Raw genomic sequence first — 21,366 nt, 5'->3', positions numbered from 1 at the left:
CTGGACTGCGCAGCAGTCCCAGTCTTTTGAAACAAAGAGCTGGGGCCGCTTCGCGACCCAGCGGGAGCAAGCTCCCTCGCCACGGGTACGGTGCTCACCCTCAGCCGACTGGCATTAGGGCTTGCCCCCTCCCACATTGAGATCTTCATAGGCCTCAGTAATCGTCGCCGCGCTCGGTGATGTCGCGCTCCACCGGCCCTGCATCCGGGTCATACCCCACCGGAAACTTGCCCTTCAGCGTCCATGCAAACGCAATGATCTCGGCAATTGTGCGGTACAACTCTTCCGGAATGCTGTCCCCCAGTTCCATCCGCGCCAGCAGCTTCACCAGCTCGGCGTTTTCATAGATGGGCACTTCATTTTCCCGCGCCAGCTTCAGGATGGCTTCGGCCAGGGCATCGTCGCCCTTGGCCGTCAGGGTGGGCGCCTGCTGGCCGTCGTACTTGAGGGCAATCGCCTGGCGCGGTGGGTTGGCGTTCTTCATGCGGTCTCATCCACCCAGCGTTGCTCCAATCCGGTTTTTGGCCCGCGTGGCGGGGTGCCGAGGTGGCAGTCGAGGTCGCCGACGTTAAGGCCCGACGTCACCAGGCGCTCGCGCAGGGCGCCCAGGTGGCTTTCGATCAGGCTGGCGGTAAACGGCCGCGTCGCCCACAGCTGGCTGGACAGTCTGCCCTGCGTCAGTTGCGCCTGGACCTGCAACGGCCCCAGCGGCTCCATGTCGAAGGCCAGTTCGACGCGCCAGAGCATCTGCTTGGCGTCCTTCTTGTCCTTGCGTTCGGGCTGGTCCTTATCCGGCGGCGGTTCCTCGCGCTGGAACTTGACTTGCAGCGGCACGATGTCTTGCAACGTGCGCATCGGGATTTCCAACTGCCAGGTGCTTTGCAGGCGGCCGTCGGCGGTGGTGCCGGTCTGCTCCAGGCTCGACAGCTGATGGCTCTGCAACCGTGAGATCGCCCCGGCGGCCAGGCGCAGCAGGTTTTCCAGGTCACCTTCGCCTTCCAGTTTCGCCATCAACCGCTCGGGCAACGGGAAACCGGCGGGTATCTGCCGGGCGCTGACCTGGCCGAGGGTGTTCAGGGGGCTGCGCACGAAGTTGGGCAGCACCTGGGCCAGGGTGTTGGCGGCGAGGATGGCATTCATATTGGTGCTGGCGGGCAGGGCGGGCAGTAAGTCGGCGACCAGGCGCAGCAGCGCGCCTTTCATGTCCAGCGGTGGGATCTGTGGGTTTTGCCCGGCAAGCAGTTTGGCTTCAAGAAACGCGCCGCTGTTCTGGATGACTTGCGCCAGTACCTTGGGATTGCTCACTTGCGCCAAGTCCGGCAAAGCGGCCAACAGACGGTCGGCGGCGGCGCGCAGGTCGGCGGAGGTGCTGTCGCCACGGGGCAGGTTCTGCAGCGCAGTGAACACCGCATCCAGCGAGCCTTGGCGGCTTTGCTGGGTCGACAATTGCTGGGTGACGGCCAATTGATCCTTGAGCCCGCTCAGCGGCACAAAACTCAGGGTCTGTGCGTTCTGCACCACGGCGCTGAGCAAGCTGCCGACGCGCAGGGGTTGCGGGCTTTCCACAGTCAGGGTCGCGCCCGCCAGGGCGTTGTTGAGCACGGTGACCAGCGAGCGGTAGATCGCCGGTTGCGCCGTGCCCTGGGGCAGCATCTGGGTGGTCAGCACCTTGGCCTGCAACAGCGTGCCCACCGGCATCTGGTTGGTGTCGATACGGGTGAGGGCGGCGACATTGGCGCTCAAGGCCTGCTGCAGGCTGAGGGTCAGGTTGCCAGTAGACGTCTGGCTCACTGCCACATTGCTGCCCAACGGCAGCGGCTGGGGGCTGGTCGCCTGTACCAGGGTCTGGCGGCCGCCTTCAAGGGTCAGTTTGAGCAGCAACTGGAAGGCTTCACCGCCTTGTTTAAGGGCGATGACTTCGGCGCTCGCGGTTTTCCCAGGGTCGATCAGGCCGATCTGCGGCTCCAGCAGTTTCAGCAACTCGCCGGTTGCAGGCGCAGGGCCGGGCCCGGCCGCCGGGGCGGGTGGAAGCGTAGGAAGGTTGATCTCACCGGTCATCGCGCGCGTCGTCTCTGGGGAAATTGCCCTCTTTAGAGTAGGGCATCACATGTATAATGCCGCCCGTCTGCAAAGAGAGCGCTAAAAACCTCACAACTATTTGATCCAGCTCTCTAAAATCGGTCGCCAAAGCCGTTATTGTGCATTTCTCTTTAACGGCCGCTGCACCGCCGACTTGAACCGTAAAGGCCCGCGATCTTTTGACCAGCCCTCTTCTTGAAGCCATAGCGCTTGCCTGTGAACGCGACCTGCGCCTGCTGTTCGAGCACCTCGAACTGCGCCTGGCCGGCGGCGACATGGTGCAGGTCAGCGGCCCCAACGGTAGCGGCAAGACCAGTTTGCTGCGCCTGCTGGCCGGCTTGATGCAGCCGACGGCGGGTGAAGTTCGGTTAAACGGCAAGCCCCTCAACGCACAACGCACTGAACTGGCGCGCAACCTGGTCTGGATCGGCCACGCCGCCGGCATCAAGGACGTGCTCACCGCTGAAGAAAACCTCAGCTGGCTCAGCGCCCTGCATCATCCCGCTTCCCGCGAGGCCATCTGGCAGGCCCTGGCCGCTGTCGGCCTCAAGGGATTTGAAGACGTACCCTGCCATACCCTGTCCGCCGGCCAACAGCGCCGCGTGGCCCTGGCGCGTCTGTACCTGCCGGGCCCGCCGCTGTGGATCCTCGACGAACCCTTCACCGCCCTCGACAAGCAAGGCGTCGCCCAATTGGAAGAACACCTGGCCCAGCATTGCGAACAGGGTGGCCTGGTTGTCCTCACCACCCATCACACGCTCAATCGCAGGCCCATCGGTTACCGTGATCTGGACCTGGGGCGGTGGTCAGCATGAGCGTGTTTGCCCTGCTGGTCGCCCGCGAAGCACGGTTGTTGTGCCGTCGTCCGGCCGAATTGGCCAACCCGCTGGTGTTCTTCGCGATTGTGATCGCGCTGTTCCCGTTGGCGGTGGGCCCAGAGACTAAACTGTTGCAAACCTTGTCCCCAGGACTGGTGTGGGTGGCGGCGCTTTTATCAGTGCTGCTCTCGCTGGACGGGCTGTTTCGCAGTGATTTCGAAGACGGTTCCCTCGAACAGTGGGTCCTTTCGCCGCACCCTTTGCCACTTCTGGTACTGGCCAAGGTGCTGGCACACTGGGCTTTTTCCGGCCTGGCGCTGGTGCTGCTCTCACCGTTGCTGGCGATGATGCTAGGGTTGCCCACCGAGTGCCTGCCGGTGTTGCTCCTGTCTTTGTTGCTCGGCACGCCAACCCTCAGCCTGTTGGGCGCGGTGGGCGCGGCGTTGACCGTGGGTTTGAAGCGCGGCGGCCTATTGCTGGCCCTGCTGATTCTGCCGTTGTACATCCCGGTGTTGATCCTGGGCAGCGGCGCCTTGCAAGCCGCGCTCATGGGCATGCCGGCGACCGGTTACCTCTTGTGGCTGGGTAGCCTGACCGCCCTGGCGGTAACCCTGACACCCTTTGCTATAGCGGCCGGCCTGAAGATCAGCGTCGGCGAATAATGAGGTCTGACCAAGACGTTATGTTTTAGTCAGTAAAGACCCTACGCTTCTTGCAACGACAAGAAGCAACCGTGATGGAAACAGCAATGAACTGGACCTGGTTTCACAAGCTCGGCTCGCCCAAATGGTTCTATGGCATCAGTGGCAAACTGCTGCCGTGGTTGAGCGTCGCCGCCGTGTTGCTGATCGGCATCGGCCTGGTCTGGGGCCTGGCCTTCGCGCCGCCGGACTACCAGCAAGGCAACAGTTTTCGCATCATTTACATCCATGTTCCTACCGCGATGCTGGCGCAGTCCTGCTACGTGATGCTGGCGGTGTGCGGCATCGTCGGCCTGGTGTGGAAGATGAAACTCGCCGATGTGGCCCTGCAATGCGCTGCGCCCATCGGTGCGTGGATGACCGCCGTGGCGCTGGTCACCGGCGCGATCTGGGGCAAGCCGACCTGGGGCTCGTGGTGGGTGTGGGATGCACGACTGACGTCCATGTTGATCCTGCTGTTCCTGTACTTCGGTCTGATTGCCCTGGGCAACGCGATCAGCAACCGTGACAGTGCCGCCAAGGCCTGCGCGGTGTTGGCTATCGTCGGCGTCATCAACATCCCGATCATCAAATACTCGGTAGAGTGGTGGAACACCCTGCACCAGGGCGCCACCTTCACCCTCACTGAAAAACCGGCGATGCCCGTGGAAATGTGGGCGCCGCTGCTGCTGATGGTGCTGGGTTTCTACTGTTTCTTCGGTGCCGTGTTGCTGCTGCGCATGCGCCTCGAAGTGCTCAAGCGTGAAGCCCGCACCAGCTGGGTCAAGGCCGAAGTGCAAAACAGCCTGGGAGCGCGCGGATGAGTTTTGCTTCTTTCAGTGATTTTCTCGCCATGGGCCACCACGGCCTGTATGTGTGGACGGCCTATGGCATCTGCCTGGCGGTGCTGGCCCTCAACGTCGCCGCGCCGATCCTGGCCCGCAAGCGTTACCTGCAACAAGAGGCGCGACGTCTGCGCCGGGAGACCGAAAAGTGAATCCGCTGCGTAGAAAGCGTCTGTTGATCATCCTTGCGATTCTGGTGGGCGTCGGCATTGCCGTCGGCCTGGCCTTGAGCGCCTTGCAGCAGAACATCAACCTGTTTTACACGCCCACGCAGATCGCGAATGGCGAAGCGCCGATCGACACGCGCATCCGTGCCGGCGGCATGGTGGAGAAGGGCTCGCTCAAACGCTCCGGCGACTCCCTCGACGTGACCTTCGTCGTCACCGACTTCAACAAAGCCGTGACCATTACTTATCGCGGCATCCTCCCGGACCTGTTCCGCGAAGGCCAGGGCATCGTCGCCCTGGGCAAGCTCAACGCCGACGGCGTGGTGGTGGCCGACGAAGTGCTGGCCAAGCACGATGAAAAGTACATGCCACCGGAAGTGACCAAGGCCCTGAAAGACAGCGGCCAATCCGCGCCAACGCCTGCCAAGGAGGGCTAAGCCATGACGTCCGCACTGTTTATTCCAGAGCTGGGCCAGTTGGCGATGATCCTCGCCCTGTGCTTTGCCATCGTTCAGGCCGTGGTGCCGTTGCTCGGTGCCTGGCGCGGCGACCGCCTGTGGATGAGCCTGGCGCAGCCGGCCGCCTGGGGCCAATGTGCCTTCCTGGCGTTCGCGTTCGGTTGCCTGACCTACGCCTTCATGACCGACGACTTTTCCGTCGCCTATGTGGCGAATAACTCCAACAGCGCGTTGCCTTGGTACTACAAGTTCAGCGCTGTGTGGGGCGCCCACGAAGGTTCGTTGCTGCTGTGGGCGTTGATCCTCGGCGGCTGGACCTTCGCGGTGTCGGTGTTCTCGCGCCAGCTGCCGCAAGTGATGCTGGCCCGCGTATTGGCAGTGATGGGCATGATCAGCATCGGCTTCCTGCTGTTCCTGATCATGACCTCCAACCCGTTCACCCGCATCCTGCCGCAGATCCCGGTGGACGGGCACGACCTCAACCCGCTGCTGCAGGACATCGGCCTGATCGTGCACCCGCCGATGCTCTACATGGGCTATGTCGGTTTCTCCGTGGCCTTCGCCTTCGCCATCGCCGCCTTGCTCGGCGGGCGCCTTGATGCCGCCTGGGCGCGCTGGTCGCGGCCGTGGACCATCGTCGCCTGGGCCTTCCTCGGGATTGGTATCACCCTCGGCTCCTGGTGGGCCTACTACGAACTCGGCTGGGGCGGCTGGTGGTTCTGGGACCCGGTGGAAAACGCCTCGTTCATGCCTTGGCTGGTCGGCACTGCGCTGATTCACTCGTTGGCGGTCACCGAAAAGCGCGGTGTGTTCAAGAGCTGGACCGTGCTGCTGGCCATCGCGGCATTTTCCCTCAGCCTGCTCGGCACATTCCTCGTGCGTTCGGGCGTGCTGACCTCGGTGCATGCGTTCGCGTCCGACCCGGAGCGCGGCGTGTTCATCCTGATCTTCTTGCTGTTTGTGGTCGGCGGCTCCCTGACGTTGTTTGCGTTGCGCGCGCCAGTGGTCAAGAGCCAGGTCGGCTTCAACCTGTGGTCGCGGGAAACCCTGTTGCTGGGCAATAACCTGGTGCTGGTGGTGGCCGCTTCGATGATCCTGCTCGGCACCCTGTACCCATTGGTGCTGGACGCCTTGAGCGGCGCCAAGCTGTCCGTCGGCCCGCCGTATTTCAACGCGTTGTTTATCCCGTTGATGGGCCTGCTGATGGTGGTGATGGCGGTGGGCATGCTGGTGCGCTGGAAAGACACCCCGGTGAAATGGCTCGCCGGCATGCTGATGCCGGTGCTGCTCGGCAGCGTGGCCTTGGCGGTGATCGCCGGGTTTGCCTATGGCGACTTCAACTGGGCGGTACTCGCGACCTTCCTGCTCGCCGCCTGGGTGTTGCTGGCCGGCGTGCGCGACATCTTCGACAAGACCCGTCACAAAGGCCTGGTCAAAGGCCTCCCGACCCTGACCCGCAGCTACTGGGGCATGCAGATCGCCCACATTGGCATCGCCGTGTGCGCCCTGGGTGTGGTGCTGTCCAGCCAGAACAGCGCCGAACGCGACCTGCGCCTGGCGCCGGGCGAGTCCATGGACCTGGCCGGTTACCACTTCATCTTCGAAGGTGCCAAGCACTTCGAAGGGCCGAACTTTACGTCAGACAAAGGCACCGTGCGTGTCGTGCGCAATGGCAAGGAAATCGCCGTGCTGCACCCGGAAAAACGCCTGTACACCGTGCAGAGTTCGATGATGACCGAAGCCGGCATCGACGCCGGTTTCACCCGTGACCTGTATGTGGCGCTGGGTGAACCGTTGGGCGAGGGTGCCTGGGCGGTGCGGGTGCATGTGAAACCGTTTGTGCGCTGGATCTGGTTCGGCGGCTTGCTTACCGGCTTTGGTGGTTTGCTGGCCGCGCTGGACCGACGGTATCGGGTCAAGGTCAAGAGCCGGGTGCGTGAAGCCATCGGTCTGCAAGGAGCGGCGGTATGAAGCGTTGGTTGATGGTCGTACCGCTGGCGATGTTTCTGGTGGTGGCGGTGTTCCTGTATCGCGGCCTTTATCTGGACCCGGCCGAGCTGCCGTCGGCCATGATCGGCAAGCCGTTCCCGGCGTTCAGCCTGCCAACGGTGCAGGGCGACAAGACCCTGACCCAGGCCGACCTGCTGGGCAAACCGGCACTGGTCAACGTGTGGGGCACCTGGTGCATTTCCTGCCGCGTCGAGCACCCGGTGCTGAACACGCTGGCCGAGAAGGGCGTGGTGATCTACGGCATCAACTACAAGGACGACAATGCGGCCGCCTTGAAATGGCTGGCGGAGTTTCACAACCCGTACCAACTGGATATCCGCGATGAAGACGGCAACCTCGGTCTGAACCTGGGCGTCTACGGCGCCCCGGAAACCTTCTTCATCGACGCCAAGGGTGTGATCCGCGACAAGTACGTCGGCGTGATCGACGAAGTGGTGTGGCGCGAGCAACTGGCCGCCAAATACCAGGCACTGGTCGATGAGGCCAAGCCATGAAGCGTCTGTTAGCCGCTGCGTTGCTGGCGCTTGGACTGGTCGGCGTGGCCCACGCCGCCATCGACACCTATGAATTCGCGAAGGACGGGGACCGCGAGCGTTTCCGCGAACTGACCAAGGAACTGCGCTGCCCCAAGTGCCAGAACCAGGACATCGCCGACTCCAACGCACCCATCGCCGCCGACCTGCGCAAAGAGATCTTCCGCATGCTGGGGGAGGGCAAGGACAACCAGCAGATCATCGACTTCATGGTCGACCGCTACGGTGATTTCGTGCGCTACAAACCGGCCCTCACCGGTAAGACCGCGCTGCTGTGGTTCGGCCCTGCCGGGCTGCTGCTGGCGGGCGTGGTGGTGATGGCGGTGATCGTGCGCCGTCGCCGTGCTGCGCCGACCGATGGTTCCGACGCGCTGTCCCCCGAAGAGCGCAAACGCCTCGACCAATTGCTGGACACCAAGACTGATGATTGATTTCTGGCTCGCAGCCGGCTTGCTGCTTCTGATTGCCCTGAGTTTCCTGTTGATCCCTGTCCTGCGCGGCCGCCGCGCCCAGCGTGAAGAGGATCGCACCGCGCTGAACGTGGCGCTCTACCAAGAACGCGTGGCCGAGCTGCAAGTGCAGCAGGACGAAGGCGTACTGAATGCCGCGCAACTCGACACCGGCCGCGCCGAAGCGGCGCGTGAATTGTTGGCTGACACGGAAGGCGTGGGAAAACCCCGTGAATCGCGCCTGGGCAAGCCACTGCCATTTCTGGCGGCGTTCTTGGTGCCGGTCCTGGGGGTTGCGTTGTACCTGCATTACGGGGCCAGCGACAAGGTTGAACTGACCCGCGAATTCTCCCAGCCGCCGGTGTCCATGGAAGATATGACCCACCGCCTGGAACGCGCCGCCGCTGCCCAACCGGACTCGCCGGAAGGCCTGTACTTCCTCGGTCGCGCCTACATGGCCCAGGACCGTTCCGCCGATGCCGCCAAGGTGTTCGAACGCACCGTGGCGCTGGCCGGGCGCCAGCCGGAACTGCTCGGCCAGTGGGCCCAGGCGCAGTATTTTGCTGACAACAAACAGTGGTCGCCCAAGGTGCAGGCGCTCACCGACGAGGCGTTGAAGCTCGATCCGAAGGAAGTCACCAGCCTCGGCCTGTTGGGTATCGCTGCCTTTGAAGGCCAGCGTTATCAAGAGGCTATCGACTACTGGAATCGTCTGTTGGCCCAGCTGCCGCCGCAAGACAACTCCCGCGCAGCGCTGCAAGGTGGCATTGATCGCGCTGCCGAGAAGCTCAAAGAGAGTGGCGGCACCGTTGCTCCTCAAAAAACCGTGATGAACGTCCGCGTGGACCTGTCCGCCGACGTGAAAGCCAAGGCCCTGCCCACCGACAGCGTATTTATCTTCGCCCGTGCCGTGAAAGGCCCGCCGGCACCGCTGGCCGCCAAGCGCGTCACCGTCGCCGAGCTGCCCATCACCGTCGAACTCGGCGACGCCGACGCGATGATGCCGCAGTTGAAACTGTCCAACTTCCCTGAAGTCCAACTGGTTGCGCGCATATCCCGGGCCGGTCAACCGACCACTGGCGAATGGATCGGCCGCAGCCAACCCCTGGCCAGCACCACCACTGCCTTGCAGCAGCTGACCATCGACAGTCCGGACAAGTAACTCGAGGAAACGCCTATGACCGCATTTGCACGCATCACCTTGCTCAGCCTGGTACTGGGCCTGAGCGCCTGTGCGGTCCACCGCCCACCTCCCGGGCCCACCGGCCCGACCATCCCACCGTCAGGCCCATCGACCCAGCCGAGCACTAAACCCTCCGGCCCGGTCACCCCGCCACCGAAACCCGTGCCGACCAAATCGCCGACCTTCGCCCCACCACCGGGCGCGGCCAGCCACTGGGACGGCAAGATGCAGGTGTACGTGCTGGAAGACCAGCCCGACACCTTCTACCGCCAGCGCACCTACTACCGCTGGAGCAACGGTTGGAGCCGGTCGATCAGCCCGAACGGGCCTTGGGAAGAGACCGACGTGCAGGGCGTGCCACCGGGGCTAAGCAAGCAGTACGCGCAATGACAAAAGGCGACCTTCGGGTCGCCTTTTTCTTGCCAGTGAAACGCTTTCTCCAAGCCAATGAAGATCAAATGTGGGGTCAAGCTTGCCCGCGATGGCGGTGTGTCAGGCTGCAGGTACACCTTCATCGCAGCCAGTTCCCACAGGAGACCTCATCGGCTGTCAGGCCACCGGACACGCCCGATTCAGCGCTTCATCCACCCACAACTGCGCAATCTCAATCATCTGCACCACCGCCAGCACCTGCTTGCGGCCCGAGCCATCCAGATGCTCGGCACAGTCGTAAGCACACACGGTTGCGGATTCCAGCATCTCGCTTGCATTGCTCAAAGCAGCTTCAGTGCTGAGGCCGGGGCGGACGGTGAAGATGAGGTTGGGTGGAGTTTGAGGCGTGTCATCCGAGGAGGATGGGGGGGATTTGGAGTAACTTTTTTCATGCAGTAAATCTCCATTCAGTTGGAGCTCACCCCATCCGCGACCAAGCAGAAGGGTGGCGAGCTGTACGCAGGTTGGTCGACCAGGGAATGGAAACCCGGCAGGGCCTAAGCCCTCCCACGCACAGCTCGCCATAACGCGAGCACAATAATGCCGCTTGCGCGGCCCTGTGCGCCATTCTAATCCAGGCGACCAAGCCTGATCGCTGATGAGCAGCGATTGCGAGAGGCTAGCGATGCGTTATAGCAACCGCAACCGACAGAGAAGGTAGGAAAAATCGCATATGTTGTGGTGAGCAGGGCTTTTAGTGGTGAGCGGGCTTGCCCCGCGCTGGGCTGCGAAGCAGCCCCAGAACCTAGCGACGGTTCTGTCTGAATCAACGCGGTGGTTTCTATTGGGGCTGCTGCGCAGCCCAGCGCGGGGCAAGCCCGCTCACCACAACAAGCCCGCTCACCACTAAAAGCCCATTCACTACTTAGCTGGGTGTGCTTTTAGATCCACTTCCAACCTTTCACAAAACCTTCATCCAGCCGACCCCCTCCAGTCATGTGCAAGTAATAGCACTGACACCTCCCGCGCCTACTGTCGTTTGAACTCAACCGCAGCCATCCCCTGGCTGTTCAAACAAGACAGAGAAGCCCATGACGCACGCTATCCATGTCGATCACTTGAACAAGACCTTTGCGAAGAAGCCCGCGTTGGTCGACCTCGAACTCACCATTGCCGCTGGTGAGATGGTCGCGCTGATTGGCGCTTCCGGTTCCGGCAAGTCCACGTTGTTGCGCCATTTGGCGGGCCTGGCCTGTTGCGACAAGAGTAACGGCGGCAGCGTCAAGGTGCTGGGCCGGGAGGTGCAGGCCAGTGGACGCTTGAATGGCAAGGTGCGGCGGTTGCGGGCGGACATCGGCTACATCTTCCAGCAGTTCAACCTGGTCAATCGCCTGAGCGTGCTCGACAACGTGCTGCTCGGGTGCCTGGGCCGCATGCCGCGCTGGCGTGGCAACCTGGGGCTGTTCAATGCCGAGGAGAAGGCGTTTGCCATGGCGTCGCTGGCGCGCGTCGGCCTGGCCGATCTGGCCGCGCAACGGGCTTCGACCTTGTCCGGCGGCCAGCAGCAGCGCGTGGCGATTGCCCGTGCGCTGACTCAGCGCGCCGAGGTGATCCTGGCCGACGAACCGATCGCGTCCCTCGACCCGGAGTCGGCGCGCAAGGTCATGGAGATCCTCGCCGACATCAACCGCCGCGACGGCAAGACCGTGGTGGTGACCCTGCATCAAGTCGATTACGCCATGCGTTATTGCCCGCGTGCCGTGGCTCTGAAAGGCGGGCGCATTCATTTCGACGGGCAGGGCAGTTCGATGAGCAGCCAGTTTCTCAACGATTTATACGGTGCCGACGTCAACACCAGCCTGATGTGTTCCGACCAAACCCGCCGTGCCGAAGCGCCCCCTCGGCTGGCCCTGGCGCGCGCTTGAAACCCTACTCACGACCCACAGGAGTCCCGTCCATGTTGAACCGTATCGGCCATGTGTTTTTGTCTGCCGTGTTGCTGGCCAGTGTCGCGCTGGGCAACGCCCACGCCGCTGACAAGGTGATCAATTTCGGCATCATGTCCACCGAGTCTTCGCAGAACCTCAAGAGCATCTGGCAGCCGTTCCTGGATGACATGCACAAGAAGACCGGCCTGACCATCAACGCCACCTTCGCCTCCGACTACGCCGGCCTGATCCAGGGCATGCGCTTCAACAAGGTCGACGTGGCCTGGCTGGGCAACAAGGCCGCGATGGAAGCGGTGGACCGTTCCAACGGCGAGATCTTCGCCCAGACCGCTGCCGCCAACGGCGCCGCCGGTTACTGGAGCGTGCTGATCGTGCGCAAGGACAGCCCGATCAACAACGTCGACGACATGCTCAAGAATGCCAAGAACCTGACCTTCGGCAACGGTGACCCGAACTCCACCTCGGGCTACCTGGTGCCGGGCTACTACGTCTTCGCCAAGAACAATGTGGACGCCGCCACCGCGTTCAAACGCACGCTGAACTCCAGCCATGAGGTCAACGCGTTGAGCGTGGCCAAGGGGCAGTTGGACGTGGCCACCTTCAACACCGAAAGCTGGGACCGCCTGGAAGTCACCCAGCCCGACAAAGCCGCGATGCTCAAGGTGATCTGGAAATCGCCGCTGATCCCGGCCGACCCGATGGTGTGGAGCAAGGCGCTGAGCGACAGCGAGAAAACCAAGATCCGCGATTTCTTTGCCAACTATGGCGACACCGATGAAGAGAAGGCGGTGCTGAAGAACATGCAGCTGGGCAAGTTCCTCGCCTCCAACGACGACCAACTGTTGCCGATCCGCCAGCTGGAGCTGTTCAAGCAGCGCACCACGATCAGCGCTGACAGCAAGCTGGACGCGGCCGACAAGGCCAAGAAACTTGCCGACATCGACGCCGACCTGGCGAAGCTGCAACAGCGCATTTCCGAGCTGGACAAGAAAACTGCGGTCAACGGCTAATCCCCCCGCCTGTATGCGGAGTGCTTTTGGGGTGAGGGGGCTTGTCCCCCTCCGGGTTCACAGCCGAGCCATTGGGGCTGCTGCGCAGCCCAGCGCGGGGCAAGCCCGCTCACCACAGAAGCCAGGCTCACCACAGAAAGCCCACTCATACACATTGATCGAGAGTGACCCATGACTACCTTGCACGCTGAAGCCGTCGGCAAACGCACTTGGCCGCAATACCTCGGCTGGGGCCTGTTCCTGGTCTTGCTCGCCTGGGCCTGGCACGGCGCGGAAATGAACCCGCTGGCGCTGTACCGCGACTCCGGAAACATGGCGACCTTCGCTGCCGACTTCTTCCCGCCGGACTTCCACGAGTGGCGCTCCTACCTCAAGGAGATGATCGTCACCGTACAAATCGCCCTCTGGGGCACGGTGTTGGCCATCGTCTGCTCGGTGCCGCTGGGCATCTTGTGCGCCGACAACATCACCCCCTGGTGGGTCCACCAACCCCTGCGCCGGGTGATGGACGCCTTCCGCTCCATCAATGAAATGGTCTTCGCGATGTTGTTCGTGGTCGCCGTCGGCCTCGGCCCTTTCGCCGGTGTATTGGCCCTGTGGATCAGCACCACCGGCGTGCTCGCCAAGCTGTTTGCCGAAGCCGTCGAAGCCATCGACCCAGGCCCGGTGGAAGGCGTACGTGCCACCGGCGCGAGCGCCCTGCAGGAAGTGATCTACGGCGTGATCCCCCAAGTGATGCCGCTGTGGGTGAGCTACGCGCTGTACCGCTTCGAAGCCAATGTCCGCTCGGCGACGGTGGTGGGCATGGTCGGTGCGGGCGGGATCGGCGTGATCCTCTGGGAAAACATCCGCGCCTTCCAGTTCGTACAAACCTGCGCGGTGTTGCTGGTGATCATCGTGGTGGTGAGCGCTATCGACGTGTTGTCCCAACGCCTGCGCAAGCAGTTCATCTGACGTCGGAGGGGTGCCCACGCGGCGCTTTTTTTTAAACATGCAGTTGTCTAGACAAGATGAGCCGGTGTACCGCGAACTCGCGGATATCCTGCGCCGTGAACTGAGCAGCTACCAGGCCGGCGACTTCCTGCCCGGCGAGGTGCACATGGCCGAGCGCTTTGGCGTCAACCGCCACACCCTGCGCCGGGCCATCGACGAGCTGGTGTTCGAAGGCAGCCTGTTACGCCGCCAGGGCAAGGGCACCCAGGTGCTCGACCGCCCGCTCATTTACCCGATGGGCGCCGAGACCTCCTATAGCCAATCGTTGTCGGCCCAGGGCGTAGGGGTGGAAGCGCTGTTGCTCAAGCGCCGCTACTGCTACGCCAGCCGTGAAGAGGCGCAGCACTTAGGCATCGCCGAGATGGCGCCAATGATCGAACTGCAAACCCTGCGCAAGCTCGACCACCAGCCCGTCAGCCTGATCCGCCATCGCTACTGCGCCAGCCGCGCGCCGTTGCTGGCCGACTACACCGGCGGGTCCTTGCGCCACTACCTGCGCGAGCGTGACCTGCCGCTGACCCGCACCCACAGCCTGATCGGTGCGCGTTTGCCCAACCGTGACGAAGCCGCGCTGCTGATGATGCCCCGGCACTTGCCGGCGCTCACCGTATTCACCCTTTCCCGCGATCGCGATGGCCACCCGGTGGAGCTGGCGCAGTCCACCAGCCGTTCGGATCGCTTCCAGTACCAGGTGATGACTTGATGGAGCCTTTGATGAGCCTGTCCCCGCGTCAACACTGGATCGGCGTGCTTGCTCGCGCCCAGCTCAGTGAACTGCAGCCCCACGAAGCCGCGTTGAAGGACGCCGAATACCAACTGATCCGCGCCCCGGAAATCGGCATGACCCTGGTGCGCGGCCGCATGGGCGGCAATGGCGCGCCGTTCAACGTCGGCGAAATGAGCGTGACCCGCTGTGTGGTGCGCCTGGCCGATGGCCGCACCGGCTACAGCTACCTGGCCGGGCGCGACAAGGTCCATGCCGAGTTGGCCGCCTTGGCCGATGCCCATCTGCAAGGCACGCAACCGAGCCGCTGGCTCAGCGATTTGATCACCGCGCTGGCCAATGCCCAGGCCGCCCGCCGTGCACAAAAAGAAGCCGATACCGCCGCCACCAAGGTCGAGTTCTTCACGCTCGTACGAGGAGAAAACTGATGAGTGCGCCACTGTTGCAGCCGGCGTTTGTTGACCCGGTCCTTGATGCCCAGCGCGGTTTTCGTGCCGCACTCAAGGCCCTCGCCGAGCCCGGTTTGATCCAGCACCTGCCGTGCGCGCCACGCCTCGACGGCCTGGCGCCCGCCACCTACGCCTTGTGCCTGGCGCTCTTGGATACCGACACGCCGCTATGGCTGGCGCCGAGCTTCGACACGCCGCTGATCCGCGCCAACCTGGCCTTCCATTGCGGCTGCCCGTTGACGTCGAAGCGCGAAGACGCGGTCTTCGCGCTGCTCGGCGAACAGGACTTGCTCGACCTCAGTGGCTTCGATCACGGCAATGACCGCTACCCCGATCAGTCCTGCACCCTGCTCGTGCAGCTCACCGACCTGGAAGGCGGTCGCGGCCTGCTCTGGCGCGGCCCCGGCATCAAGGCCCAGCGCCAGGTGCACCTGCCAGTGCCCCAAGGCTTCTGGCACGAACGTCAGCGCCGCGAAGCCTTCCCCCGCGGGCTGGACGTTGTGTTCGCTGCCGGCCACCACTTGATCGGCCTGCCACGCAGCAGCCGCATTGCACAGGAGCAAGCCTGATGTACGTAGCCGTCAAAGGTGGCGAACAGGCCATCGACAATGCCCACCGCCTGCTGGCGAAAAAACGCCGTGGCGATACCGCGATTCCGGAACTGAGCGTGACGCAAATCCGCGAGCAACTGCCGTTGGCCGTGGCACGGGTGATGACTGAAGGTTCGCTGTTCGACGAAGAACTCGCCGCGCTGGCGATCAAGCAAGCGGCGGGGGATCTGGTGGAAGCGATCTTCCTGCTGCGCGCCTACCGCACCACGTTGCCGCGCTTCAGCCCGAGCCTGCCGATCGACACCGCGCACATGTCGCTGAGCCGGCGTTTGTCGGCCACGTTCAAGGACGTGCCGGGCGGTCAATTGCTCGGCCCGACCTTCGATTACACCCATCGCCTGCTGGATTTTGCGCTGCTGGCCGAAGGTGAATATCCAGGGCCGCAGACCACGCCGGAGGCGACGTTGGAAGCCTGCCCGCGCGTCCTCGGCCTGCTCGCCAAAGAAGGCCTGATCAAGCCCGAAGTCGACGACAACGCCACGGTCGCCGACATCACTCGCGACCCGCTGGAATACCCCGCCAGCCGTGCCGAACGCCTGCAAGCCCTGGCCCGTGGCGATGAAGGCTTCCTGTTGGCGCTGGGTTACTCGACCCAACGTGGCTACGGCCGCAATCACCCGTTTGCCGGTGAGATTCGCATCGGTGATGTGGACGTGTGGATCGATCCGCAAGAGCTGGGTTTCCCCATTTGCCTGGGCAGCATCGAAGTGACCGAGTGCGAGATGGTCAACCAGTTCGTTGGCTCGGCCACTGAGCTGGCGCAGTTCACGCGCGGGTATGGCCTGGCGTTCGGGCATGCCGAGCGCAAGGCCATGGGGATGGCGTTGGTCGACCGCTCGTTGCGCGCCGGGGAATACAACGAAGAGATCGTCTCACCGGCCCAGCGCGAGGAATTCGTGCTGGCGCACTGCGACAACGTTGAGGCCGCCGGTTTTGTCTCGCACCTCAAACTCCCGCACTACGTGGATTTCCAGTCCGAGCTGGAGCTGATCCGCAAACTGCGCCAATCCGCCGAGGGCTCCCGCCATGAATGACACGGCCTACAACTTCGCCTACCTCGACGAACAGACCAAACGCATGATCCGCCGCGCGTTGCTCAAGGCGGTGGCGATCCCCGGTTACCAGGTACCGTTCGGTGGCCGCGAAATGCCATTGCCGTATGGCTGGGGCACGGGCGGCATGCAACTGACCGCCGCGATCCTCGGCGCGGATGACGTGCTCAAGGTCATCGACCAGGGCGCCGATGACACCACCAACGCGGTGTCGATCCGCCGCTTTTTCGCACGCACTGCGGGCATTGCCACCACCGAAGCCACGCCGGACGCCACGCTGATCCAGACCCGCCACCGCATCCCGGAAACACCGTTGCAGGCTGGGCAGATCATGGTTTACCAAGTGCCGATCCCCGAGCCGTTGCGCTTCATCGAACCGTCGGAAACCGAGACCCGCACCATGCACGCCCTGAATGATTACGGGGTGATGCACGTAAAGCTCTACGAAGACATCGCCACCTTCGGCCATATCGCCACCAGCTACGCCTACCCGGTGATGGTCGACGAGCGCTACGTGATGGACCCGTCGCCGATCCCCAAATTCGACAACCCGAAACTCGACATGAGCCCGGCGCTGATGCTGTTCGGCGCCGGTCGCGAAAAGCGCCTGTACGCGGTGCCGCCGTATACGCAGGTCACCAGCCTCGACTTTGAAGACCACCCGTTCGCCGTGCAGCAGTGGGAGCACGACTGCGCGATTTGCGGCAGCCATGAGTCGTTCCTCGATGAGCTGATTCTGGATGACGCCGGGACCCAGCGTTTCGTGTGCTCCGATACCTGGTATTGCGCCCAACGGGTTCTGGAGAACAACCAATGAGCCAGGTTCTTTTGACGCAAAAAGCCGACGCACCGCTACTGCAAGTGCGCGACCTGTCCCTGCTGTACGGCCCGGAGAAGGGCTGCCAGGACGTCAGCTTCGATCTGTACCCCGGCGAAGTGCTGGGCATCGTCGGCGAGTCCGGCTCGGGTAAGTCCACCTTGCTCTCGTTGTTGAGCGGGCGTCTGCCACCGCAAGCGGGCAGCATTGGCTATCGCAGCAAGGACGGCGAATGGCTGGACCTCTACAGCGCCAGCGAAGCCGAGCGCCGCACCTTGCTGCGGACCGAATGGGGTTTCGTCGAGCAGAACCCTCGCGACGGCCTGCGCATGGGCGTGTCGGCGGGCGCCAATATCGGTGAGCGTCTGATGGCCCAAGGCGTGCGCAACTATGAGCAACTGCGCGGCGCCGGGTTGGACTGGTTGAGCCAGGTGGAAATCGACCCCCAGCGTATCGACGACTTGCCGCGCACCTTCTCCGGCGGCATGCAGCAGCGCCTGCAAATCGCCCGCAACCTGGTCTCCAGCCCACGCCTGGTGTTTATGGATGAGCCCACCGGCGGCCTGGATGTGTCGGTGCAAGCGCGCCTGCTCGACCTGTTGCGCGGCCTGGTGCGTGAGCTGGACCTGGCGGTGGTGATCGTCACCCACGACCTGGCCGTGGCGCGGCTGCTGGCCGACCGCCTGATGGTAATGCGCCGCTCGCGGGTGGTGGAAACCGGGCTCACCGACCAGATCCTCGACGATCCACAGCACCCTTACTCTCAACTGCTGGTGTCTTCGGTATTGCAGCCATGACAAATGCCTTGATCGAGGTCCGTGACCTCTCGAAAACCTTCACCCTGCACCAGCAGAACGGCGTGGTGCTCAACGTGTTGCGCGGCGTGGAATTCAGCGTGCAGGGCGGTGAGTGCCTGGTGCTGCATGGCGAGTCCGGTGCGGGTAAAAGCACCTTGCTGCGCACCTTGTACGGCAATTATCTAGCGGCGGGCGGCAGCATCCGCGTGCGCCATGCTGGCGAATGGCTGGAGCTGGTCGGCGCCGAGCCGCGTGACATTCTCCAGGTACGTCAACAGACCCTTGGCTATGTCAGCCAATTCCTACGGGTGATCCCGCGTGTGGCTTGCCTGGATGTGGTGATGGAGCCGGCCCTGGCGCGTGGCTGGTCCAAGGCGAATGCGCAGTCCCGCGCCGAGCACCTGCTGACCCGCCTGAACATCCCGCAGCGTCTGTGGCAGCTGGCACCCGGTACGTTCTCCGGTGGCGAGCAACAGCGCGTCAACATCGCCCGCGGTTTCATGGTGGCCTGGCCGGTGATGCTGCTGGACGAACCCACCGCGTCTTTGGACGACAACAACCGCCAGGTGGTGCTGGAACTGATGAACGAAGCCAAGGCTGAGGGCGCCGCGCTGATCGGCATCTTCCACGACCGTGCTGCCCGTGAAGCGGTCGCCGACCGCCATTTCGACATGACCCCCACGTCCGTCGCCACAGAGGAATACGCCCATGCCCGCTGAACAAATCCTCAGTAATGCCCAGATTGTCACGGCTGATCGCATGTTCCTGGGCTCGGTGGTGCTGCGCGACGGCACTATCGTCGACCTCGCCGAGGGCCGCAGCCAGCTGCCCCAGGCCCAGGACCTCGGCGGTGATTACCTGTTGCCGGGCCTGGTGGAGTTGCACACCGACAACCTGGAAAAACACATGACCCCGCGCCCCGGCGTGGACTGGCCGTCGACCTCCGCGGTGCTCAGCCATGATGCGCAGATCATCGCGGCGGGCATCACCACGGTGTTCGACGCGGTGTCCATCGGCGACGTGAACCCCAAGGGCAACCGCATGAAAAAGCTGCCGGCGATGCTCGAGGCCATCGCCCAGGCGGAAGGTGCCGGCCTGACTCGCGCCGAGCACCACCTGCACCTGCGCTGCGAGCTGTGCCACCCGGATACCCTCAGCGTGTTCCGCGACCTGGTGGAAAACCCGTTGGTGCGGCTGGTGTCGGTGATGGACCATTCGCCGGGCCAGCGCCAGTTCGTGCTCGAATCCAAATACCGTGAGTACTACATGGGCAAGTACCACCTGAACGACGAGACCATGGACGCGTTCATCGTGTTGCAGAAAGCCAACTCCCTGGCCTACAGCGACCGCTATCGCGCGGCCATCGTCGAGCATTGCCTGGCGCGTGGCCTGTCGGTGGCCAGCCACGACGACGCGACACTGGCCCACGTGGAAGAGTCGGCGCGCTACGGCATGACCATCGCCGAATTCCCCACCACCCTGGAAGCCGCGAAGGGCTGCCAGGCGCTGAACATGAAAGTCTTGATGGGCGCGCCGAACGTGGTGCGCGGTGGGTCGCACTCGGGTAATGTGGCCGCGGCGGGCCTGGCGGCCGAGGGGTTGCTGGATATACTTTCCAGTGACTACTACCCGGCGAGCCTGTTGCAGGCTGCGTTTGTGCTGGCCGACCAGCAGGACGGCGGCGACCTGTCGCGGGCGGTCAAGATGATCAGCCTGGCGCCCGCGCAAGCGGCAGGCCTGAAGGATCGCGGTGAAATTGCCATTGGCCTGCGCGCCGACCTGGTCCAAGCCCGCAGCCGCCAAGGGCTTCCTGTAGTGCAACAAGTATGGCGACAAGCGAAGAGGGTGTTTTGATGGCAGGCAGGTTGATCTATCTCATCGGGCCCTCCGGCTCGGGCAAGGACAGCCTGCTGGATGCCGCACGCCCCCGTTTGGCCGAGCGCGGTTGCCGCATCGTGCGCCGCGTTATCACCCGCTCGGCGGAAGCGGTGGGTGAAGCGGCGCAGGGGGTGAGCCCGGAGCAGTTTGCCACGATGCAGGCCGAGGGCGCGTTTGCCCTCAGCTGGCAGGCGAATGGCTTGTCCTACGGCATTCCCAGGGAAATCGACGACTGGCTGGCGGCGGGTGACGACGTGCTGGTCAACGGCTCCCGCGCGCACCTGGCGCAGACGCGCGAACGTTACCCGACGTTGCTGGTGTTGCTGCTGACGGTTGACCAGGCCGTGTTACGCCAACGCTTGATCGCACGAGGCCGTGAGGCGTTGGCCGACATTGAAGCGCGCCTGGCGCGCAATGCGCGCTTCACGGCCGACTTGATCGCCGGTCATGGCGCGGGGTTGTTTGTCCTGGACAATTCCGGGCCGCTGGCACATACCGTCGAACGCCTGCTGTGCTGCCTGGACCACGGGCACTCGGCATGCGCCTGACCTTGCTTGGCACCGGTGACGCGCGGCAAGTCCCGGTGTATGGCTGCGAGTGCCCCGCGTGCGGTTTGGCGCGCAGCGATGCCAGCCTGCGCCGCCGACCTTGCAGTGCGCTGGTCGAATGCGGCGACCAGCGCTGGCTGATCGACAGCGGCTTGCCCGACCTCACCGAACGCTTCCCGCCGCGCAGTTTCAACGGGATTCTGCAAACCCACTACCACGCCGATCATGCCCAGGGCCTGCTGCACCTGCGCTGGGGCCAAGGGCTGGTGATTCCGGTGCATGGGCCTGCGGATCCGGAGGGTTTATCCGACCTCTACAAGCATCCGGGTATCCTGGATTTCAGCCAGCCATTCAGCGAATTCGAAACCCGGCAGTTTGGCCCACTCAGCGTCACCGCATTGCCGTTGCAGCATTCCAAGCCGACCCTGGGTTACCTGCTGGAAGGCGAGGGGCGGCGCATCGCCTACCTCACCGACACCGTCGGCCTGCCACCGGCGACCCTGGCCTGGCTGCAACGTGGACCGCTGGACGTGCTGGTGCTGGATTGCTCCATGCCGCCGCAACCGCAGGCACCGCGCAATCACAATGACCTGACGCTGGCGTTGCAGAGCATCGAGGACACAGGGGCTCAGTTGGGTGTGTTGACCCATGTGGGGCATACGCTGGATGCATGGTTGCTGGAGCACCGCCGGGAGTTGCCGCGGCATGTTTCCATTGCTTGGGATGGCCGAGCTATCTAAGCATCGTCATTTCTATTCAAGGCTGAAAGCTTATAAGCGGGCTTTGTTTAATAAGCAGTCGAAAGTGTTTCGGCGTGCTGAAAGGTTCAGTTCCTTATAGACGTTAAGTTGTGTTTTTCCTAATGTTTTTTGTAGTCGGAACATCGGCTTGAACTCGATTGTTTTATTTTATGTGTTTTGATTTTGTAAAAATAAAATCATTTT

General features: G+C 63.3%; 26 protein-coding genes. 23 read left to right on the top strand and 3 right to left on the bottom strand.

Translation table 11 applies throughout. The features are described from left to right. Positions 1-154: 154 nt before the first annotated feature. Complete coding sequence (locus AO064_RS07700; RefSeq protein WP_046035741.1) at positions 155-484, bottom strand: EscU/YscU/HrcU family type III secretion system export apparatus switch protein; 330 nt, start codon at positions 482-484, stop codon at positions 155-157. Further along, positions 481-2,058, bottom strand: coding sequence for a flagellar hook-length control protein FliK (gene fliK / locus AO064_RS07695; protein ID WP_064052914.1), 1,578 nt, complete (start codon positions 2,056-2,058; stop codon positions 481-483). The genes AO064_RS07700 and fliK overlap by 4 nt, the downstream gene beginning before the upstream one ends. Positions 2,059-2,258: 200 nt before the next feature. On the opposite strand from fliK, the gene ccmA reads away from it, so the two are divergent. The 10 genes from ccmA to AO064_RS07645 all read left to right on the top strand — a co-directional run bounded on the left by ccmA (position 2,259) and on the right by AO064_RS07645 (position 9,612). Next, positions 2,259-2,894, top strand: coding sequence for a cytochrome c biogenesis heme-transporting ATPase CcmA (gene ccmA / locus AO064_RS07690; RefSeq protein ID WP_064052913.1), 636 nt, complete (start codon positions 2,259-2,261; stop codon positions 2,892-2,894). Further along, on the top strand, positions 2,891-3,559 hold the full coding sequence (gene ccmB, locus AO064_RS07685) for a heme exporter protein CcmB (protein ID WP_012723033.1): 669 nt from the start codon (positions 2,891-2,893) through the stop codon (positions 3,557-3,559). Before ccmA ends, ccmB begins: the two co-directional genes overlap by 4 nt. A gap of 86 nt (positions 3,560-3,645) precedes the next feature. Then, the gene (locus AO064_RS07680) at positions 3,646-4,401 is read left to right on the top strand and encodes a heme ABC transporter permease (RefSeq protein ID WP_012723034.1); all 756 of its coding nucleotides are present in this window, start codon (positions 3,646-3,648) and stop codon (positions 4,399-4,401) included. Next, complete coding sequence (gene ccmD, locus AO064_RS07675) at positions 4,398-4,574, top strand: heme exporter protein CcmD (protein ID WP_003172771.1); 177 nt, start codon at positions 4,398-4,400, stop codon at positions 4,572-4,574. Before AO064_RS07680 ends, ccmD begins: the two co-directional genes overlap by 4 nt. Next, entirely contained in the window at positions 4,571-5,026 is a 456-nt protein-coding gene (gene ccmE, locus AO064_RS07670) for a cytochrome c maturation protein CcmE (protein ID WP_012723035.1), read from the top strand. Before ccmD ends, ccmE begins: the two co-directional genes overlap by 4 nt. A gap of 3 nt (positions 5,027-5,029) precedes the next feature. Beyond that, positions 5,030-7,018: a heme lyase CcmF/NrfE family subunit gene (locus AO064_RS07665; RefSeq protein ID WP_064052912.1), complete on the top strand. Its 1,989-nt coding sequence runs from the start codon at positions 5,030-5,032 to the stop codon at positions 7,016-7,018. Beyond that, the gene (locus tag AO064_RS07660) at positions 7,015-7,551 is read left to right on the top strand and encodes a DsbE family thiol:disulfide interchange protein (RefSeq protein ID WP_046035737.1); all 537 of its coding nucleotides are present in this window, start codon (positions 7,015-7,017) and stop codon (positions 7,549-7,551) included. Before AO064_RS07665 ends, AO064_RS07660 begins: the two co-directional genes overlap by 4 nt. Next, the gene (locus tag AO064_RS07655; protein ID WP_064052911.1) at positions 7,548-8,021 is read left to right on the top strand and encodes a cytochrome c-type biogenesis protein; all 474 of its coding nucleotides are present in this window, start codon (positions 7,548-7,550) and stop codon (positions 8,019-8,021) included. Before AO064_RS07660 ends, AO064_RS07655 begins: the two co-directional genes overlap by 4 nt. Beyond that, positions 8,014-9,201 (top strand): c-type cytochrome biogenesis protein CcmI, encoded by a 1,188-nt coding sequence (gene ccmI, locus AO064_RS07650; RefSeq protein ID WP_064052910.1) that lies wholly within the window; start codon positions 8,014-8,016, stop codon positions 9,199-9,201. Before AO064_RS07655 ends, ccmI begins: the two co-directional genes overlap by 8 nt. Positions 9,202-9,216: 15 nt before the next feature. Beyond that, a complete protein-coding gene (locus AO064_RS07645) occupies positions 9,217-9,612 on the top strand; it encodes a hypothetical protein (RefSeq protein WP_064052909.1) in 396 nt (131 codons plus the stop codon). A gap of 159 nt (positions 9,613-9,771) precedes the next feature. On the opposite strand, the gene AO064_RS30900 is transcribed toward AO064_RS07645, so the two are convergent. Then, a complete protein-coding gene (locus tag AO064_RS30900; protein ID WP_167355312.1) occupies positions 9,772-9,921 on the bottom strand; it encodes a DUF6124 family protein in 150 nt (49 codons plus the stop codon). Between the two features lie 764 nt (positions 9,922-10,685). Here AO064_RS30900 and phnC point away from each other — a divergent pair. The 13 genes from phnC (at position 10,686) to phnP (ending at position 21,162) form a co-directional block, all read left to right on the top strand. After that, entirely contained in the window at positions 10,686-11,519 is an 834-nt protein-coding gene (gene phnC / locus AO064_RS07635) for a phosphonate ABC transporter ATP-binding protein (protein WP_064052908.1), read from the top strand. Between the two features lie 32 nt (positions 11,520-11,551). After that, complete coding sequence (gene phnD / locus AO064_RS07630; protein WP_012723050.1) at positions 11,552-12,553, top strand: phosphonate ABC transporter substrate-binding protein; 1,002 nt, start codon at positions 11,552-11,554, stop codon at positions 12,551-12,553. Between the two features lie 171 nt (positions 12,554-12,724). Then, entirely contained in the window at positions 12,725-13,507 is a 783-nt protein-coding gene (gene phnE / locus AO064_RS07625) for a phosphonate ABC transporter, permease protein PhnE (RefSeq protein ID WP_012723051.1), read from the top strand. A gap of 37 nt (positions 13,508-13,544) precedes the next feature. Continuing rightward, positions 13,545-14,249 (top strand): phosphonate metabolism transcriptional regulator PhnF, encoded by a 705-nt coding sequence (phnF, locus tag AO064_RS07620; RefSeq protein ID WP_012723052.1) that lies wholly within the window; start codon positions 13,545-13,547, stop codon positions 14,247-14,249. 11 nt (positions 14,250-14,260) lie between these two features. After that, positions 14,261-14,698 carry a phosphonate C-P lyase system protein PhnG gene (phnG, locus tag AO064_RS07615; protein ID WP_043205020.1) on the top strand — a complete coding sequence of 146 codons (438 nt, stop codon included), beginning with the start codon at positions 14,261-14,263 and terminating at the stop codon, positions 14,696-14,698. Then, complete coding sequence (gene phnH / locus AO064_RS07610) at positions 14,698-15,288, top strand: phosphonate C-P lyase system protein PhnH (protein WP_064052907.1); 591 nt, start codon at positions 14,698-14,700, stop codon at positions 15,286-15,288. Before phnG ends, phnH begins: the two co-directional genes overlap by 1 nt. Continuing rightward, positions 15,288-16,364, top strand: a complete 1,077-nt coding sequence (locus AO064_RS07605; RefSeq protein WP_064052906.1) for a carbon-phosphorus lyase complex subunit — start codon at positions 15,288-15,290, stop codon at positions 16,362-16,364. The genes phnH and AO064_RS07605 overlap by 1 nt, the downstream gene beginning before the upstream one ends. Next, positions 16,357-17,199 (top strand): alpha-D-ribose 1-methylphosphonate 5-phosphate C-P-lyase PhnJ, encoded by an 843-nt coding sequence (locus tag AO064_RS07600; protein WP_064052905.1) that lies wholly within the window; start codon positions 16,357-16,359, stop codon positions 17,197-17,199. Before AO064_RS07605 ends, AO064_RS07600 begins: the two co-directional genes overlap by 8 nt. Continuing rightward, positions 17,196-17,996, top strand: a complete 801-nt coding sequence (gene phnK / locus AO064_RS07595) for a phosphonate C-P lyase system protein PhnK (protein ID WP_012723057.1) — start codon at positions 17,196-17,198, stop codon at positions 17,994-17,996. The genes AO064_RS07600 and phnK overlap by 4 nt, the downstream gene beginning before the upstream one ends. Next, positions 17,993-18,715, top strand: a complete 723-nt coding sequence (gene phnL / locus AO064_RS07590) for a phosphonate C-P lyase system protein PhnL (protein ID WP_064052904.1) — start codon at positions 17,993-17,995, stop codon at positions 18,713-18,715. Before phnK ends, phnL begins: the two co-directional genes overlap by 4 nt. Further along, the gene (locus AO064_RS07585) at positions 18,705-19,850 is read left to right on the top strand and encodes an alpha-D-ribose 1-methylphosphonate 5-triphosphate diphosphatase (RefSeq protein ID WP_064052903.1); all 1,146 of its coding nucleotides are present in this window, start codon (positions 18,705-18,707) and stop codon (positions 19,848-19,850) included. Before phnL ends, AO064_RS07585 begins: the two co-directional genes overlap by 11 nt. Beyond that, on the top strand, positions 19,850-20,422 hold the full coding sequence (phnN, locus tag AO064_RS07580) for a phosphonate metabolism protein/1,5-bisphosphokinase (PRPP-forming) PhnN (protein ID WP_012723060.1): 573 nt from the start codon (positions 19,850-19,852) through the stop codon (positions 20,420-20,422). Before AO064_RS07585 ends, phnN begins: the two co-directional genes overlap by 1 nt. Further along, positions 20,413-21,162 (top strand): phosphonate metabolism protein PhnP, encoded by a 750-nt coding sequence (gene phnP / locus AO064_RS07575; RefSeq protein WP_064052902.1) that lies wholly within the window; start codon positions 20,413-20,415, stop codon positions 21,160-21,162. The genes phnN and phnP overlap by 10 nt, the downstream gene beginning before the upstream one ends. Positions 21,163-21,366 lie beyond the last annotated feature (204 nt).

It is taken from the genome of Pseudomonas marginalis, assembly GCF_001645105.1.
In the GTDB taxonomy this organism is placed as follows: domain Bacteria; phylum Pseudomonadota; class Gammaproteobacteria; order Pseudomonadales; family Pseudomonadaceae; genus Aquipseudomonas; species Aquipseudomonas petroselini.
Note: the sequence above shows the minus strand (reverse complement) of the source record. Positions and strands in the feature narration are given on the sequence as shown.